This is a genomic window from Arthrobacter alkaliphilus (assembly GCF_021483235.1).
GTDB lineage: Bacteria > Actinomycetota > Actinomycetes > Actinomycetales > Micrococcaceae > Arthrobacter > Arthrobacter alkaliphilus.
On sequence record NZ_JAKEEC010000001.1, the window covers coordinates 150,228 to 165,014 of the forward strand.

At 64.7% G+C, this 14,787-nt stretch carries 13 protein-coding genes and 2 tRNA genes; 6 read left to right on the forward strand and 9 right to left on the reverse strand.

Annotated elements, in window-relative coordinates; translation table 11 throughout:
- Nucleotides 1-70 precede the first annotated feature (70 nt).
- The 4 genes from L0B83_RS00760 to L0B83_RS00775 form a co-directional block, all read right to left on the reverse strand.
- Nucleotides 71-1,267 (reverse strand): glycosyltransferase, encoded by a 1,197-nt coding sequence (locus tag L0B83_RS00760; protein ID WP_234756093.1) that lies wholly within the window; start codon nt 1,265-1,267, stop codon nt 71-73.
- A gap of 109 nt (nt 1,268-1,376) precedes the next feature.
- Nucleotides 1,377-2,282, reverse strand: coding sequence for a DMT family transporter (locus L0B83_RS00765; protein ID WP_234756095.1), 906 nt, complete (start codon nt 2,280-2,282; stop codon nt 1,377-1,379).
- Entirely contained in the window at nt 2,282-2,905 is a 624-nt protein-coding gene (locus L0B83_RS00770; RefSeq protein WP_234756096.1) for a CDP-alcohol phosphatidyltransferase family protein, read from the reverse strand. The genes L0B83_RS00765 and L0B83_RS00770 overlap by 1 nt, the downstream gene beginning before the upstream one ends.
- Nucleotides 2,906-2,955: 50 nt before the next feature.
- Complete coding sequence (locus L0B83_RS00775; RefSeq protein ID WP_234756097.1) at nt 2,956-3,804, reverse strand: phage holin family protein; 849 nt, start codon at nt 3,802-3,804, stop codon at nt 2,956-2,958.
- A 177-nt stretch (nt 3,805-3,981) separates the two neighbouring features.
- Here L0B83_RS00775 and L0B83_RS00780 point away from each other — a divergent pair, with 177 nt between their 5' ends.
- From L0B83_RS00780 to L0B83_RS00790, 3 genes are all read left to right on the forward strand, one after another.
- Nucleotides 3,982-5,211: a multidrug effflux MFS transporter gene (locus tag L0B83_RS00780; protein ID WP_234756098.1), complete on the forward strand. Its 1,230-nt coding sequence runs from the start codon at nt 3,982-3,984 to the stop codon at nt 5,209-5,211.
- Nucleotides 5,212-5,284: 73 nt separating this feature from the next.
- Nucleotides 5,285-5,464: a YMGG-like glycine zipper-containing protein gene (locus L0B83_RS00785; RefSeq protein ID WP_234756099.1), complete on the forward strand. Its 180-nt coding sequence runs from the start codon at nt 5,285-5,287 to the stop codon at nt 5,462-5,464.
- Nucleotides 5,465-5,524: 60 nt separating this feature from the next.
- On the forward strand, nt 5,525-5,935 hold the full coding sequence (locus tag L0B83_RS00790; protein WP_234756100.1) for a hypothetical protein: 411 nt from the start codon (nt 5,525-5,527) through the stop codon (nt 5,933-5,935).
- A 93-nt stretch (nt 5,936-6,028) separates the two neighbouring features.
- Here L0B83_RS00790 and L0B83_RS00795 read toward each other — a convergent pair.
- Nucleotides 6,029-6,101, reverse strand: a tRNA-Ile gene (locus L0B83_RS00795).
- Nucleotides 6,102-6,238: 137 nt separating this feature from the next.
- Between L0B83_RS00795 and L0B83_RS00800 the strand changes: the two genes are divergently transcribed.
- The 3 genes from L0B83_RS00800 (at nt 6,239) to L0B83_RS00810 (ending at nt 9,862) form a co-directional block, all read left to right on the forward strand.
- Nucleotides 6,239-7,009, forward strand: a complete 771-nt coding sequence (locus L0B83_RS00800) for an MBL fold metallo-hydrolase (protein ID WP_234756101.1) — start codon at nt 6,239-6,241, stop codon at nt 7,007-7,009.
- 150 nt (nt 7,010-7,159) lie between these two features.
- The gene (locus L0B83_RS00805) at nt 7,160-9,577 is read left to right on the forward strand and encodes a fibronectin type III domain-containing protein (RefSeq protein WP_234756102.1); all 2,418 of its coding nucleotides are present in this window, start codon (nt 7,160-7,162) and stop codon (nt 9,575-9,577) included.
- Between the two features lie 129 nt (nt 9,578-9,706).
- On the forward strand, nt 9,707-9,862 hold the full coding sequence (locus L0B83_RS00810; RefSeq protein ID WP_234756104.1) for a zinc transporter permease: 156 nt from the start codon (nt 9,707-9,709) through the stop codon (nt 9,860-9,862).
- 117 nt (nt 9,863-9,979) lie between these two features.
- On the opposite strand, the gene L0B83_RS00815 is transcribed toward L0B83_RS00810, so the two are convergent.
- The 4 genes from L0B83_RS00815 to dusB form a co-directional block, all read right to left on the reverse strand.
- Nucleotides 9,980-10,052 (reverse strand) — tRNA-Asn (locus L0B83_RS00815).
- A gap of 61 nt (nt 10,053-10,113) precedes the next feature.
- Nucleotides 10,114-12,090 carry a DNA primase gene (gene dnaG / locus L0B83_RS00820; protein ID WP_234756105.1) on the reverse strand — a complete coding sequence of 659 codons (1,977 nt, stop codon included), beginning with the start codon at nt 12,088-12,090 and terminating at the stop codon, nt 10,114-10,116.
- A 39-nt stretch (nt 12,091-12,129) separates the two neighbouring features.
- Nucleotides 12,130-13,440 (reverse strand): deoxyguanosinetriphosphate triphosphohydrolase, encoded by a 1,311-nt coding sequence (locus L0B83_RS00825; RefSeq protein WP_372461097.1) that lies wholly within the window; start codon nt 13,438-13,440, stop codon nt 12,130-12,132.
- Nucleotides 13,441-13,553: 113 nt separating this feature from the next.
- Nucleotides 13,554-14,735 carry a tRNA dihydrouridine synthase DusB gene (gene dusB, locus L0B83_RS00830; protein ID WP_234756106.1) on the reverse strand — a complete coding sequence of 394 codons (1,182 nt, stop codon included), beginning with the start codon at nt 14,733-14,735 and terminating at the stop codon, nt 13,554-13,556.
- Nucleotides 14,736-14,787: the final 52 nt, after the last annotated feature.

Consider the following 14,787-nt stretch of genomic DNA (forward strand, 5'->3'; position numbering starts at 1 on the left):
CCGGATGAAACCGCTGGTTGTGGTCGCTTCGCTCGCCCAAAAGCGGGGAATTCGCTCCGCCGCGACGGCGCTAGATCACCTTGTCTTCGTAGCCCGCCCCGCGGTAGAGGTCCTCGAAGGTCTGAAGTGTGCCTTGGATGCTGTGCGGCTCCACCATGGCGCGGCTGGCCTTCCCCATGGCTTCGAGTTCACCGGCCGGCAGACGGAAGAGTTCGGTGATCCGGGCTGCCAACTCGTTGCTGTCCCCCGGGGTGAACAGATGACCGTTCTCGCCTTCCCGCACCAGGTGGGGCAGGGCCATCGCGTTGGCGAGGAGAACGGGCGTCGACGCCGACATTGCCTCGAGCGTCACGAGGGACTGAAGTTCGGCGGTTCCGGGCATGCAGAACAGGTCCGCCCGAAGGTACGCCTTCCTCAGGTCCTCATCGCTGGCGAGGCCCAGGAATTTGACCCTCCCGCCAAGGCCAAGGCGCTTGGCCTGCGCCTCCAGTGCGGCACGGACCTCGCCGCCGCCGACGATTTCGAGGTGCACGTTGAGTTCGGCAGGCGTCTTGGCGACGGCGTCGATCAGGACGTCCACGTGCTTTTCTTCAGCAAGCCGGCCGACAAACAGAACAGTGGGGTTGGCATTCGGCTCGATCTCTTCGCCCGGCGCGAGTTCATAAGCCGCCGCGTCGATACCGTTGGAGAGCGGCAGGACCTTGCGGAGGAAGGCGTGCTGGTGCATGGCTTTCGCGGCAAGCGGGGTGGGGGTGGTCACGACGTCGGCCTGGCCCATGACCTTGCCCATGTCCTTCCAGGAAATTCGTCCAATGATGTCCTTGAACCATTGCGGGAAGGGCAGGAACGGGTTGAGGTTCTCCGGCATGAAGTGGTTGGTGGCGACGATCCGGATACCGCGCTTCTTGGCCTCGTAAAGGACGTGCTCACCGATCATGTAGTGGCTCTGGATGTGCACGACGTCGGGATTTATCCTGTCGAAGAGCAGCCCGATTTCCTTCTTGATCTCCCAAGGGAAGCAAATCCGGAAGTATTCGTGCGTGAAGACGCCGTGGGACCGCAGCCGGTGCACAGTTGCCTCGTCCCGGAATTCGGTGAAGCTCTTTCCGTTGTCCGCGCGGCAGGCCAACACATGGACGTCGTGCCCCCGCGCGGTCATCCCCTTGGCGAGCCGGTACCCGAACTGGGCTGCACCGTTGACGTGCGGCGGGTAGGTGTCGGCCGCAATCAGGATGGTGAGGGGTTTGGTGGATTCGGGAACAGTCACGTGGAGAACTCCTGATGGTCACGGTGCGAACACCGTAAAACGTTTGGCCCTGCGGTATCTTCGCCGGTTGCCTGCCGCGGGTGTGCGGGGCATGGTGGTCGAACTTGCCCTAGGCCTTCCGGCTTGCAGCCGCCTTCGCGTCACGCTTTCTCTTGGTGACCTCGGGATGGTGCCGGCTCAGGGCAATAACCCCAACGATAGCAAGGGAAGCGGCCGCAGCCATGGCGATGGCCAGCACGGCGTGGACATCGGGACGAAGCTCACCCAAAATTGTGATCCCGATGGCAATTCCAACAATGGGGTCGATCACGGTCAAACCCGCGATGACCAGATCCGGCGGGCCGCCCGAATAGGCACTCTGCACGAACCACGAACCAAGACCGCCCGCAGCGGCGATGGCGACCACGGTGTACCACTGGACATTGAGCAGGAAGTGCCCGTTGGGATCGAGCAGGTGACGGCCGATGATGCGCGTCAGCACCGCGACGAAGCCAAACAACACCCCGGCACCCAGGATGTAGACAAAAGCGCTCATGCGGTGCCGGAACATTGCCGCCAACGTGCCGAAGAGCCCGACGGCGAGTGCCAGGAGCAGCACGATGGTGATCTCGTCTTCCCCGCTGACGTGGTGGTTCTCCTGTGTGGCGTTGACTGCCAGCAGGACAAACATCGCCGAGCCGGTCACGCAAGCAGAGATCGCCACCACGGTGCCGCGGTTGATACTGAGCCCCTGGTCCTTGGCGTTGACCACCGTGGTGATGACCAAGGCGATCGCACCGATAGGCTGCACCACGGTCAGGGGTGCCGATACCAGGGCGATGGCGTTCATGCCCATGCCCATGGCAAGCAAAAGCAGCCCGAACATCCAACGCGGATTACGGAGAAGCCTCAGGAAACCGTGGGAACTCAGCGCGAGGCCACCGGTATCCGCTTTCACCGCGCTCCCCTGGCGCTGTGCACCAATGGCAAGGCAGAAGGCTCCGAGCACTGCGAGGAGGACTGCGAGCCAGACCATCAGCCGCGACCGCCGTCGTTTGCTTTGAGTTCTTTGCCCTTGCGGAGGATTGCCCAGAAATAGTTGTAGGCCGCCACCCAGTGCCCGATCAGACCCAGGCCCAGGCAGACCCATGCGATCGCGAAGTAGGCACCGGCGCCGGGAATCGCGAGCTTGGACAGGACCAGGAGCGGGGTGCCTAGGAGAAGGAACGCCGTCCGGATCTTTCCGATCCTGCTCACCGGGAGGTCCGGGTGGCTATGGAAGTAGAACAATGAGGCCGTGGCAAGGATGACGTCGGGCACCACGAGGGCCGCGAGGTACCACCAAGCCACCACCCCGGCGATGGCGAGCGTGACAGCGACGGTGATGAGTGCCAGCCGGTCCGCGGCGGGATCGAGGATGCGGCCCAGCTTAGAGGTCTGGTTGAAGCGCCGCGCGACGTAGCCGTCCACCCAATCAGTGCCGCCCATGATGGCGAGAACCAGGACGGCGAAACCGTACTGCCTTTGCCACAGCACCAGCCACACGAACAGCGGGGCACCCATGAAGCGGAGCACGGTCAGCAAATTGGGGAGGGTAAAGATGAGATCGTGGTCGATCTGTGGCTGGCCCGGGCGTGCGCCTGCACCGATGAACTTCACCTGTCCCCCTTTCCGCAGTCCGCAGCTAACACCGCACCCTGCCGTCCCGATTACTTCTTGAACAGCTTCCGCAATCCAACTGCGGCCACCGTGGCGGAAGCGGCGAAGAGGAACAGCTCCTTCCAGCGCGCGGCAAGGCGCTCCGGCAGCCCGGCGGGAACCTTCTCATTGAAATCTGCGATTTTGTGGGCAGCGAAGCGGCGTCCCTCGTCGAGCTTTTGCTCGGCAACATCGCGCAGGACCTTCCCCTGGGTCTTGACGTCAAGCTCGACGGCGAGCTGATCGCGAACGTCGGCGAGGTGCTCGCGGCGCTGCTCCAAACGGCGGAGCAGCTCAGCTTCGCTCGGGGCGGGGGGCTGCTCGGCCTTGTGTGCTTCTGCCTTGGCGGCCTTCTCGGCCTTGGCTTTCTCTGCCGCCGCCGCTTTCGCTGCCTCCGCTGCCTTGTAAGCCTCCGACGACGGGTCGAGGACGCTGGCGTCGAAGGACGTACCTTCCTTGGCTATGCCGAGATCGTGCTTGATGCCGCGGATGGTTTTCTCAGGAACGAACGGCATGGCGCCCTTGAAAGCACGGAAGGCGATGAGTGCCCCGATAAGGATGATCAGAAGGAACGCCGCCGCAACCACAAGCGCGGCCAGCCACGGAGGCATGACCGTAGCCAGGCCTAGGATTGCCGCCACAACCAGGGCGATCACCAGCAAAGCAAGAAAGACCAGCGCAACTCCGGCGAACGCGCCGGCAATCCCCAGTTGTTTGCCCTTGGCTTTGAGTTCAAGCTTGGCGAGGCTGATTTCGTCGTTGAGCTGCCTCGGCGCGAGCCGGGCTGCAAGTTTCAGGGTGTTCGGCAACGCCGAAATGCCCGGGCGTTGGCCGACCCGGCCGCTGTGACGTCCACTCATAGCTCCCGCCTCACTGCTTCCATCTTGCTCCTACCAGGCTCCGGCACGGAGGCGAATACACCCGCCCACGCGCGCCTGTCCACAAAACTATCATTCAGCTTCAGCCTCAACTTCCGGGACGGCCCTGCGGCGCGCCCCGCCAGCGCTGATAAATATGATCTTTCGCACATATGATGGATGATCGTGAACCCTCCCCCTGCACCGGGCGATTCCCTCAGTCGACGCGAAAAACTCCTCTACATCCTTCTGCTCGGCGCTTTGACCGCCCTGGGCCCCTTTACCGTGGATCTCTATCTGCCGGCGTTTCCCGCACTCGAGCACCATTTCGACGTGTCAGCAGCAGCAATCCAACTCACCCTGACCGGTACCACGGTTGGCTTCGCCATTGGCCAATTGGTGGTGGGGCCGTTCAGCGACAAGTTTGGCCGCCGGGTGCCCTTGATCCTTGCAACGGCCCTGCACATCGGCTCTTCCCTCGGCGCGGCGCTGTCCACCGACATCGGCACGCTTGCCCTGTTCCGCGTCCTGATGGGCGTCGGTGCAGCCGGTGGCGGCGTGGTGGCGATGGCCATGGTCCGGGACCTGTTCGCAGGCTATGCGATGGTGCGGATGTTCTCCCGCATGTCACTCGTGAACGGCCTGGCGCCCATCCTGGCGCCGATCATCGGTTCACAACTGATGTTGTTCATGCCGTGGCCCGGGATCTTCTACTTCCTGGCCACCTACGGCATCCTGGTGATCGTTGCCGCCGTGTTCCTCATCCGGGAAACATATCCTGCCGAGCTCCGCAAGCACACGGCGTCGACGGCGGCCCAACGCTACAAGGCCGTGTTCGCCGACCGGATCTTCGTAGGGATGCTCTTTGTGGGCGGGCTCAACTTCGGCGGACTGTTTGCCTACCTTTCGGCATCCACCTTCCTCTTCCAGCAGGTCTACCACTTTTCCCCGCAGGAATACGGCTTGCTGTTCGGCGTCAACTCCGTGGGCATCGTCGCCGGCGTACAAATCAGCTCCCGGGTCATCAAGCGGGTAGCACCGCAATGGATCATGGCGTTCGCCACGGCGTGGATGCTGCTCATGGCGCTGTTGATTGTGACGTTCGCCATGCTCGGCTTCGGCCTGTGGGGTGTCATGGTCCCGCTGTGGTTCTACATCCTCGCCACCGGCTTCATGTTCCCTTGCGTCCAGGTGATCGCCCTTGCCAAACACAGCGCACAGGCGGGAACCGCTGCTTCGCTGCTGGGCGCCTCGAACTTCCTGATGGCCGGCATCATCCCGCCGGTGGTCGGCTCGCTGGGCGTCGGTTCCGCGGTTCCCATGGGGGCGGTCCAGGCCGCGTGCCTCGCAGGCGCCGTCGCGGCCCTGTGGTTGGTCGTGCGTCCCCGGTCAGTCCCTTCCATCCACTAAGGCGCGTCCCGCCGTCGGGCCCTCCCGACGGCGGCGCCGCATCCCGGGCGCCCACGCCCGGTAGGCTCAAGCCATGACACGCAAACCGCACCGCAACGGCCGGGGCCTTTTCCTCGGAGCGATGCTCGGCGCCGTCGTCGGCTTCCTGCTGGGCCGCGGGGCCGGAAGCCCCCTGTTCGGTGCCCTGCTGGGTGCCGTGGTCGGTTCGGCCATCCTCTACAGGGTCAATCCCGGGCCCTGGAAGCGGGACTAACGGGCCCGAGCGCGGCCTCGGGGCCTGTTGTGGGTCATGGCCCGGATATAAAGTTGAGATGTGCCCCGTTGGCAGGAACTGCAGCCCATTCCGGCCCCATGGCAGCGCAAGGATGACGGCATCCTGCCGCTGTGGTGGGACCGTCTGTGCACCGTGACAAGCCCGCAATCCGCGGCCCTTTATGCTGCGGGACTGTTCACGGAGGACCGCCGCAGGCCGATTGCGCAATGGTTCAATCCGACGAATGGCGCGGCCCTGCTCGTCGCCCCGGAGACCTCGCCGGAATGGCCCGTCCAACGCTTCGGAATCTTCTACGCGCCGCCTGGAGGCGGATTCACGCGCGTCCACTCCGCAGCCCACGAATGGCATCCACGCGAGCCGCGCACGCCGCCCACCGAAGATGACGCGTTCCAAGCCGCGGTGGCCGAAGCAGCGAGATTCCTGCACGTGGAAATGACCTTCGTGCGATGATCCGGCAATGAATTTCTGCCCATTCGAATAATTACGCAGATCAAGCAAAAAAACAGGCCCCGCACCGATGTAAACCGGTGCGGGGCCTTTGCGCTCCTCCGACTGGACTTGAACCAGTAACCCTTCGATTATCAGTCGAATGCTCTGCCAATTGAGCTACGGAGGAATGAAGCGGTTATGACTTTAGCAAAGGTTTTGCCCCAAAGTGAAATCGGGTCCCCCGGCACGCCGGGGATAGGATGGTGCGGCGCCCACACAGGGCATCCGTGGCCGAGCGACGTGACCGAGAGAACAGAAGGAAGCATGTCCCAAACATGGTCAGCCGAGGACAACGTGGCGGAAGTCGGCGAGGACGTCTTCTTCGTCCAAGGCCCTGCCGTCAATTGGACCATCCTCAAACAGGGCAAGGAATTCACCCTCATTGACACGGGCTATCCCGGGAACTGGCCCTTGCTCCAATCCAGCTTGAATTTCCTCGGACTGAGTATTGAAAATGCTGCCGGAGTTCTCCTTACGCACGGTCACTCGGATCACATTGGCAATGCCGCACGAATTTCGGCAATGGGCATTCCGGTATTTGCGTCCGACGCCGAGTTGCCGAACATCCGCCGGGAGGTACTTGAACAAGTCTCCGTGAAAGACCTTGGCTTGCGGATCTTCCGGCCCAGGGTCGGCGCGTGGGTGGTACACGCAGTCCGCTCCGGGGGCTTGTCCGACGTCGCGGTCCCCGGGGTGACTGCAATGACACAGGAAATCCTGGACGCGCTCCCGGGATCTCCGCGGATCATCTCCACGGGCGGCCACACCAGCGGCCATGCCTCCTTCTACGTCGCATCAGCCGAAGCCGCAGTCACCGGGGACGCCCTCGTGACGGGCCACGCCGTCAGTCCGGTGCACGGTCCGCAGCTGTTGCCCGCAGTCTTCCACCACCGCCCGTCGGAGATCCTTGCCGGCGTCGAGGTGCTCCGGCAGCTGGGCGCCAGGACGATCCTGCCGGGTCATGGACCGCTCGTGACGGTGCCCACCGGCATCATCGAGCTCGTCTCCGACGGCAGGTACGCCCCTTTCGCCTGAGTCCACGGCACCGCCGGGTACGCACAGGTGAGCCTGAGTGAAAGGCGGGGTCCAAAACGGGTATCACCCACTCTTAACCCGTGCTGCGCCTGGGCCCTAGGCTCCGGACTGGGGATTCCAACCCGGTCTGTGCAGGAAAAGGGGAAGCCGATGCGGCTCCTGACCATAATGTTCCGGCGGCCCACATGGTTCCGCTGGACCGCGGCCGCGGCCGTGCTGCTTTTGCTTGGCTACTCCGCCGCCTACTTGGCACCTCCCGCACGTGCGGCCCTTCCGAAGACAGTCGTCAGCCTTACCTTCGACGACGGCAACGCCGATCAGCTGCCGGCCGAACAGTTACTGACGTCGCTCGGATTGCACGGCACCTTCTTCATTACGACCAGCTGGATCGATAATCCGTCATGGCTCACCCGTGCCAACCTGAACAGCATCGCCGCGGACGGGAACGAGATCGGCGGCCACACCATCACCCACCCGGACCTCACCACGCTGTCCACCTCAGCCGCCACGAACGAGATCTGCGGCGGGCGGACCACGCTTGCAAACTGGGGATTCAACGCCACCGATTTCGCCTATCCCTTCGCCGCTGAAAACTCTTCCGTCGAGCAAATAGTGAAGAATTGCGGTTTTGCCAGTGCGCGCAATTTGGGTGACATCCGTTCGCCCGCGAGTTGCTCCGGCTGCCCCTTCGCGGAAACCCTGCCCCCGGCCAACCCCTACAACACAGCGGCGCCTGATGAAGTCGACAGCACCTGGACGCTGCAAAACCTGGAGGACACGGTTACCAACGCGGAACCGGGAGGAGGATGGGTCCAGCTGACCTTCCACCACATCGCGGTCGGCACTGATCCCACTTTGACCATCGACCCGAATCTCTTCAAAACATTCGTCACCTGGCTGGCTGGAAGAACAGCCAACGGGACCACGTCAGTTCAAACGGTCGCCCAGGCCTTGGGCGGTGCCTCGACCGCGACAGCGCCGGCCGCTCCCGCAGGCGTGACCGCGACGGCGGGCAACGCGTCCGCATCCGTCTCATGGACGGCACCGGCCAACGGCGGCTCCGCGATCACCTCGTACGCTGTCACACCGCACGCAGGCAGCACCACCTTGGCCCCGGTCACCGTCACCGGGAACCCGCCTGCGACGACGGCGAACGTCACCGGGCTAAGCAACGGCACCGCCTACACCTTCACGGTCACCGCCACGAACGCGATAGGTACCTCTCCGCCGTCGGCGGCCTCGGCACCGGTCACGCCCGCCGCCGCACCACCGCCGCCGCCTCCGAGCTCGACCATCGCCAACGGCGGATTCGAATCCGGGCTCGCTTCCTGGACCACCGGCGGGGTCAGGGCTCCCGTACCATCGACGACCGCGCACACCGGCACCGGCTCGGCACTGTTGGGCCTCGCCTCCGGAGCCGAGCCGCTCGGGGACAGCAGCCTGTCGCAGACCGTCACCATGCCCGCCGCCGGAACGTCCACGCTGTCCTTCTGGTACCAGCCACATACCGCCGATGACACCTGCAACGGCACCACCTGCCAATACGACTGGATGGAAGCACAAGTCCGCAACACGAGCGGCACCACCTTGGCGAGCCTGTTCAAACTCAGCAGCAATTCGGGCGCCTGGACCCAGCTCACCGCCGACCTCTCCGCCTACAACGGCCAGACCGTCGTGCTCTGGTTCAACGTCCACCTCGACGGCTCCAGCCCGGCTGATGACACTTGGATGTACCTCGACGACGTCACGCTCACCAATAGCCAGGCGACCCAGACGGCGCCGGCCGCACCGACAGGTGTCACAGCGACGGCCGGAAACGGGTCCGCAACCGTGTCCTGGACTGCCCCGAACAACGGCGGCTCCGCGATCACGTCCTACGCGGTCACCCCGCACGCCGGCTCCACGACCCTGGCGCCGGTCACCGTCACCGGGAATCCGCCCACGACGACGGCGAACGTCACCGGGCTGAGCAACGGCACGGCTTACACGTTCACGGTCACCGCCACGAACGCCGTCGGCACCTCACCGGCGTCGACCGCCTCGGCGCCGGTCACCCCCGCCGCCGCACCACCACCACCGCCGCCGCCGAGCTCGACCATCGCCAACGGCGGATTCGAATCCGGGCTGGCATCGTGGACGACCGGCGGGGTCAGGGCTCCCGTAGCGTCGACAACCGCGCACACCGGCACAGGTTCGGCACTGTTGGGCCTGGCTTCCGGAACCGAGCCGCTCGGGGACAGCAGCCTCGCCCAGGCCATCACCATTCCCGCAACCGGGACGTCTACCCTGTCCTTCTGGTACCAGCCCCACACGAACGACGACACGTGCAACGGCACCACGTGCCGGTATGACTGGATGGAAGCACAGGTCCGCAACACCAGCGGAACGGTCCTGGCGAGCCTGTTCAAACTCAGCAGCAATTCCGGCGCCTGGACCCAGCTCACCGCCGACCTCTCCGCCTACAAGGGCCAGACCATCACCCTTTGCTTCAACGTCCACCTCGACGGCTCCAGCCCGGCCGATGACACCTGGATGTACCTCGACGACGTCACCCTCACCACGAACTAACTCAGAGGACGCCATTGCCCTTTGATATAAGCGCATGCTTATATTTCGATGTGAATCCTGATGAGAAGTCTCTCTCCGGGGCGGCAGAGCTGTTCAAGGCTTTCAGCCCGGCACATTAAGGAGGATGCAATGACCGAAGAAGTCAAGGCTGAACATACACTCGCCGAGCACCAGCACGGCGGCCCGGACTGCACCCACGTAACGGTTCAGCACGGCGACCACGTGGACTTTATCCATGACGGGCACCGGCACGCCGAGCATGAGGGCCACTACGACGAACACTGACGCCCTCCACGAACGAATGGCCCCGGAAACTTTCCGGGGCCATTCTTCTGTGCAGGTGACAGCCATGGAACGAAAAATCCCCGCCAGCGAGTGGCTGACGGGGATTCCGACTCGAAGCTCCTCCGACTGGACTTGAACCAGTAACCCTTCGATTAACAGTCGAATGCTCTGCCAATTGAGCTACGGAGGAATGAAGCGTGTACAAGCCTAACAAAGGGCTGCTTGGAAACGAAATCGGTGGCTGGAGGCCCTCAGCTGTCCATGCGGAGGGCGCGGCGCTCCATTTCAAGCTGCATCAGTTCCCGGTTGAGGCGTTGGAATTCATCCGGCTGGGCCGCGGCGTCGAGGCGCTGCAATTGGCCCATCTTGTCCGCTTTGACCCTGGTGATCTGCAGTTCGAAAAGCCGGGCCAGAATGTCGCGGCAATAGCGCTGGAGCGCCTCGGGCGTGCTGGCCGGCAGCGGGACGACGGCAAGCTCCGAGACCAGGCCTTGGAGCGGTTCCGGAACCTCTTGTCGAATCCCTTCCACCCAGGCCACCGGATCACCGACGTGAGCCAGGCCGGCAGCCCGGATGGCGGTGTGCACAGCAGCGTAGGCCGGAGTGACGAAGCGGGACGCTTCAAACCGTTCCCAAGCTCGGCTGTTGAGCACGGCTCCACCGTCAGGAGCGGCGTCGCCCAGGACGGACGGGTTCTGGATGACCACCTCGAGGGCCTGCCGTTCCATGGCCGCAACGGGATCCCGCGGATCCGGGCGCATGAAGGCGACAGGAGCGGTCGACGGCGCTGCTGCCGCCGGCTGTCCGGGCTGCCCGGACATGGTGTTCACCCCGGTTCCGCCTCCGGCAGGTCCCGCATTTGCTGCGGCGCCCGCCGCGCCGGAAGCAGCACGTTTGGCGGCCAAACCAACGGCCCGGCTGACTTCCTCAATGGGCATGCCGAGCCAGCCTGCCAGCGCCCGGACATACGCCGGACGGATTCCGGAATCACGGATCTGCGCCACCACGGGGGCCGATTCACGCAGGGCGGCAACCCGGCCTTCCACGGTATCGAGGTTATGGCGCTTGAGTGAGGCCCGGATGGCGAATTCGAAGAGGGGCCGGCGGGTGCCGATCAGGTCCCGGACGGCTTCGTCGCCCTTCAGTTGGCGCAAGTCACAGGGGTCAGCTCCGCTCGGTTCCACGGCCACGTAGGTTTGCGCGACGAAACGCTGGTCCTCCTCGAAGGCCCGCAATGCGGCTTTCTGCCCGGCGGCGTCGCCGTCGAAGGTGAAAATGACTTCTCCCCCGGTGCCGTCGTCGGACAGCAAGCGGCGCGCGATTTTGATGTGGTCCGTGCCGAAGGCTGTACCGCATGTGGCCACAGCGGTACCCACCCCGGCGAGGTGGCAGGCCATGACGTCGGTGTACCCCTCCACAACCACCAGTTGCCGGTCCTTGGCGATGTTGCGCTTGGCGAGGTCGATGCCGTACAGGACCTGGGACTTCTTGTAGAGCACGGTTTCCGGAGTGTTCAGGTACTTCGGCCCCTGGTCGTCCTCGTAGAGCTTGCGGGCACCGAAGCCGATGGTGTCGCCGGCGATGTCCCGGATGGGCCAGATGAGCCGCCCCCGGAAGCGGTCATAGATCCTCTGCTGGTTTCCGGCTCCCCCGGCCGAGAACATCCCCGTCAGCTTCAGCTCGGCGTCCGTGAACCCGCGCCCGCGCAGGTGCTTCAAGAGCGAATCCCAACCCTGCGGTGCGTAGCCGACGCCGAAGTGCTCGGCCGCGGCGCGGTCGAAGCCGCGTCCGTGGAGGAAGTTGCGGGCCTCGGCAGCACCCGCGGTGAGCAGTTGGCTGCGGAAGAACTCGTCCGCAATCTTGTGGGCATCCAGCAGCCGTTGGCGCTTGCCGACCTCTTCGCGGTTGGGACCGGTGCCACCGTCTTCGTAGCGCAGCTCGTAGCCGATCCGGGCCGCAAGCTTTTCCACGGCTTCATGGAAGGAACTGTGGTCCATTTTCTGGACGAACGAGATGACATCGCCGTCTTCACCGCAGCCGAAGCAATGGTAGCGGCCCACCTGCGGGCGGACAGTGAACGACGGCGAGCGCTCGTCGTGGAAGGGGCAGAGTCCTTTGAAAGTTCCCAGGCCCGCGCCCTTGAGGGTGACGTAGCCGTCCACTACTTCTTTGATATCGGTGCGCTGGCGTACTTCGTCGATATCTTCACGTTTGATCAGGCCAGCCACGTCACCATCCTAGTCGGTCCGCACGGTCAGGCACGGGCCCTACCAGAGCGACGGCAGGCTCCCCACGAGGCGTTCGTACATCGCCAACGCTGAAGCGTCCGTCAGGGAAGCCACCTGGTCGATGACGACGCGAAGCCGCGCGCCGTCGTCGGGGGCGTCCCGCCAATCCGCAGCGAACACCGGTTCCAGATGCCGGTCCCCGCTTGCGTTGAGCACTCCGACGAGGGCGTGCAGGACTTCGCGCTGGCGCTCATACACGGGCTGCCGGTGGTCGGTGGAGATCACGAACGTCGTGGCGAGGCCCTTCATGACCGCGATCTCCGTGACCGTTTCCTCGGGGACCATGAGTTCGGCAGCGTACCGGGTGAGGTGGTCGGGGCCGAAGTGCGCCCTTGTGGTCTCCAAGGCGCTCTGGCAGAACCGGCCGATCAACTGGCTGGTCATGTCCTTCAGCGCGGCCATCGACTTCCGGCTGCCGTCGGCTTCACGGACCCACACGCTCGTGGCTTCGAGGCGGGCAAGGGCTGCGTCGATTTCAGCGGGATCGTTGTGGGGCAGGTACCACTGTTTGGTATAGCCCACCACACGGGCCCGGTGGTCCGGGTTGTCCAGCCACCTGAGCTGGAAGTGGCCGGCGACGATGGCGTCCTCGACGTCGTGGACGGAGTACGAGATATCGTCGGCCAGGTCCATCACCTGGGCTTCGATGCAGGAGCGGTTGCCCGGCGCGCCGTCACGGAGCCACGCAAACACGGGCAAGTCGTCCTCGTAGGCGCCGAATTTGCTGCTGCGCTGTCCGTGGATGACGGGCGCGTCGACGGCGGACCACGGGTACTTGGACGCGGCGTCGAGGCTCGCCCGGGTCAGGTTCAGGCCCGCGGGCCGGCCGTCGGCAGCAAGGACTTTTGGTTCAAGGCGGGTCAGCAGCCGCAAGGTCTGGGCGTTGCCCTCGAAGCCACCGATTCCGTGGGCCGCCTCGTTGAGCGCGGACTCTCCGTTGTGCCCGAAGGGCGGATGGCCGAGATCGTGGCTCAGGCACGCCGTGTCCACCACGTCCGGGTCGCAGCCGAGCGCCCGGCCCAACTCCCGGCCCACCTGGGCCACTTCAAGGCTGTGCGTCAAGCGGGTGCGCACGAAGTCATCGGTATCCGGGGCCACCACCTGGGTCTTGGCCCCGAGCCGCCGGAGCGCCGACGAATGCAGCACCCTTGCGCGGTCCCTCTCGAAGTCCGAGCGGTAGGTATTCTTGCGGGGTTCCTGGACCCAGCGTTCCGAGTCGGCCTCCGTATAGCGTGAAAGGTCCGTGACGTTTACGGCAGGGCGTGCCGCAGACATTGCTTCAGTTCCCATGGGCATCTGCCTCCTCCGCTTGCCGTGCACCGGCTTCTGTTCGGCCCGTGCCTATGCAGCCAGTTTTCCACGACTCGAGCCGTATGCGTGCACGCGCCGGCGCGGACCGGGCCCTAGCCGCCTGAGACGTCGAGTTCGGCTGCGGCGATATCGCGCGCCTGGCCGGCGTCCATCTGCCGGCTGAGCAGCCAGTCCTTGGGCAGCGCCGGCTTCTTCGGGGAACCAGCGCGTCCGCGCGGACCCTCCGAGTCGGTGCCCGGGTACGGCAGGTCCATGTCCAGTTGGTCCAGCAGTTCGCGCAGGACCTCGAGCGTGGGCACTGTGGCCAGTTTGGCGCGCAGTTCCCCGCCCACTACGTAGCCCTTGAAGTACCAGGCCATATGTTTGCGGATCTCGCGCAGCGCCTTGTACTCGTCGTTGCCGAAGGTTTCGATCATGAGCTCGGCATGGCGGTAGACGCCGTCGGCTACTTCGCGCAGCCCCGGACGGTGGCGCTGATCGCTTCCTTCAAACGCTGCCTGGAGGTCGCCGAAGAGCCACGGACGGCCTTGGCAACCGCGCCCGACCACGACGCCGTCGACGCCGGTTTCGCGCACCATGCGGACTGCGTCTTCCGCGGACCAGATATCGCCGTTGCCCAATACGGGAATGTCCGGGAGGGCTTCGCGCAGGCGGGCGATGGCGGACCAGTCCGCCTGGCCGGAGTAGAACTGCGCGGCCGTGCGGCCGTGGAGCGCGACGGCGGCGACGCCGGAATCGCGGGCAATCCGGCCGGCGTCGAGGTACGTGAGGTGGTCCTCGTCAATGCCTTTGCGCATCTTGATGGTCAACGGGATATCGCCCTTGGAGGCTTCCTTGACGGCCGTCTGGACGATGGCGGTGAAGAGGTCGATCTTCCAAGGGAGCGCGGATCCGCCGCCGCGCCGGGTGACTTTGGGCACGGGGCAGCCGAAGTTGAGGTCGATGTGGTCAGCGCGGTCTTCTTCGACGAGCATCCGGACGGCCTGGCCTACCGTGACAGGGTCCACACCGTACAACTGGACGGAGCGGACCTTTTCGTCGTCGTCGTGCGAGATGATGCGCAACGATTCCGGCGTGCGCTCCACGAGGGCACGGGAAGTCACCATCTCCGCAACGTACAAACCGCCGCCGTATTCACGGCACAGCCGACGGAAGGCTGAGTTTGTGATTCCGGCCATCGGCGCAAGGATCACGGGGGTGTCCACGGTGATCGGGCCGAGCTGCAGCGGGGGCAGTTCGAGCTTGGGCGAAGGGGGCGTTGCTACGACAGTCACCCGTCCATTGTCTCAAAGCGGGGCAAATCGACACACGACCGCACGGATACGT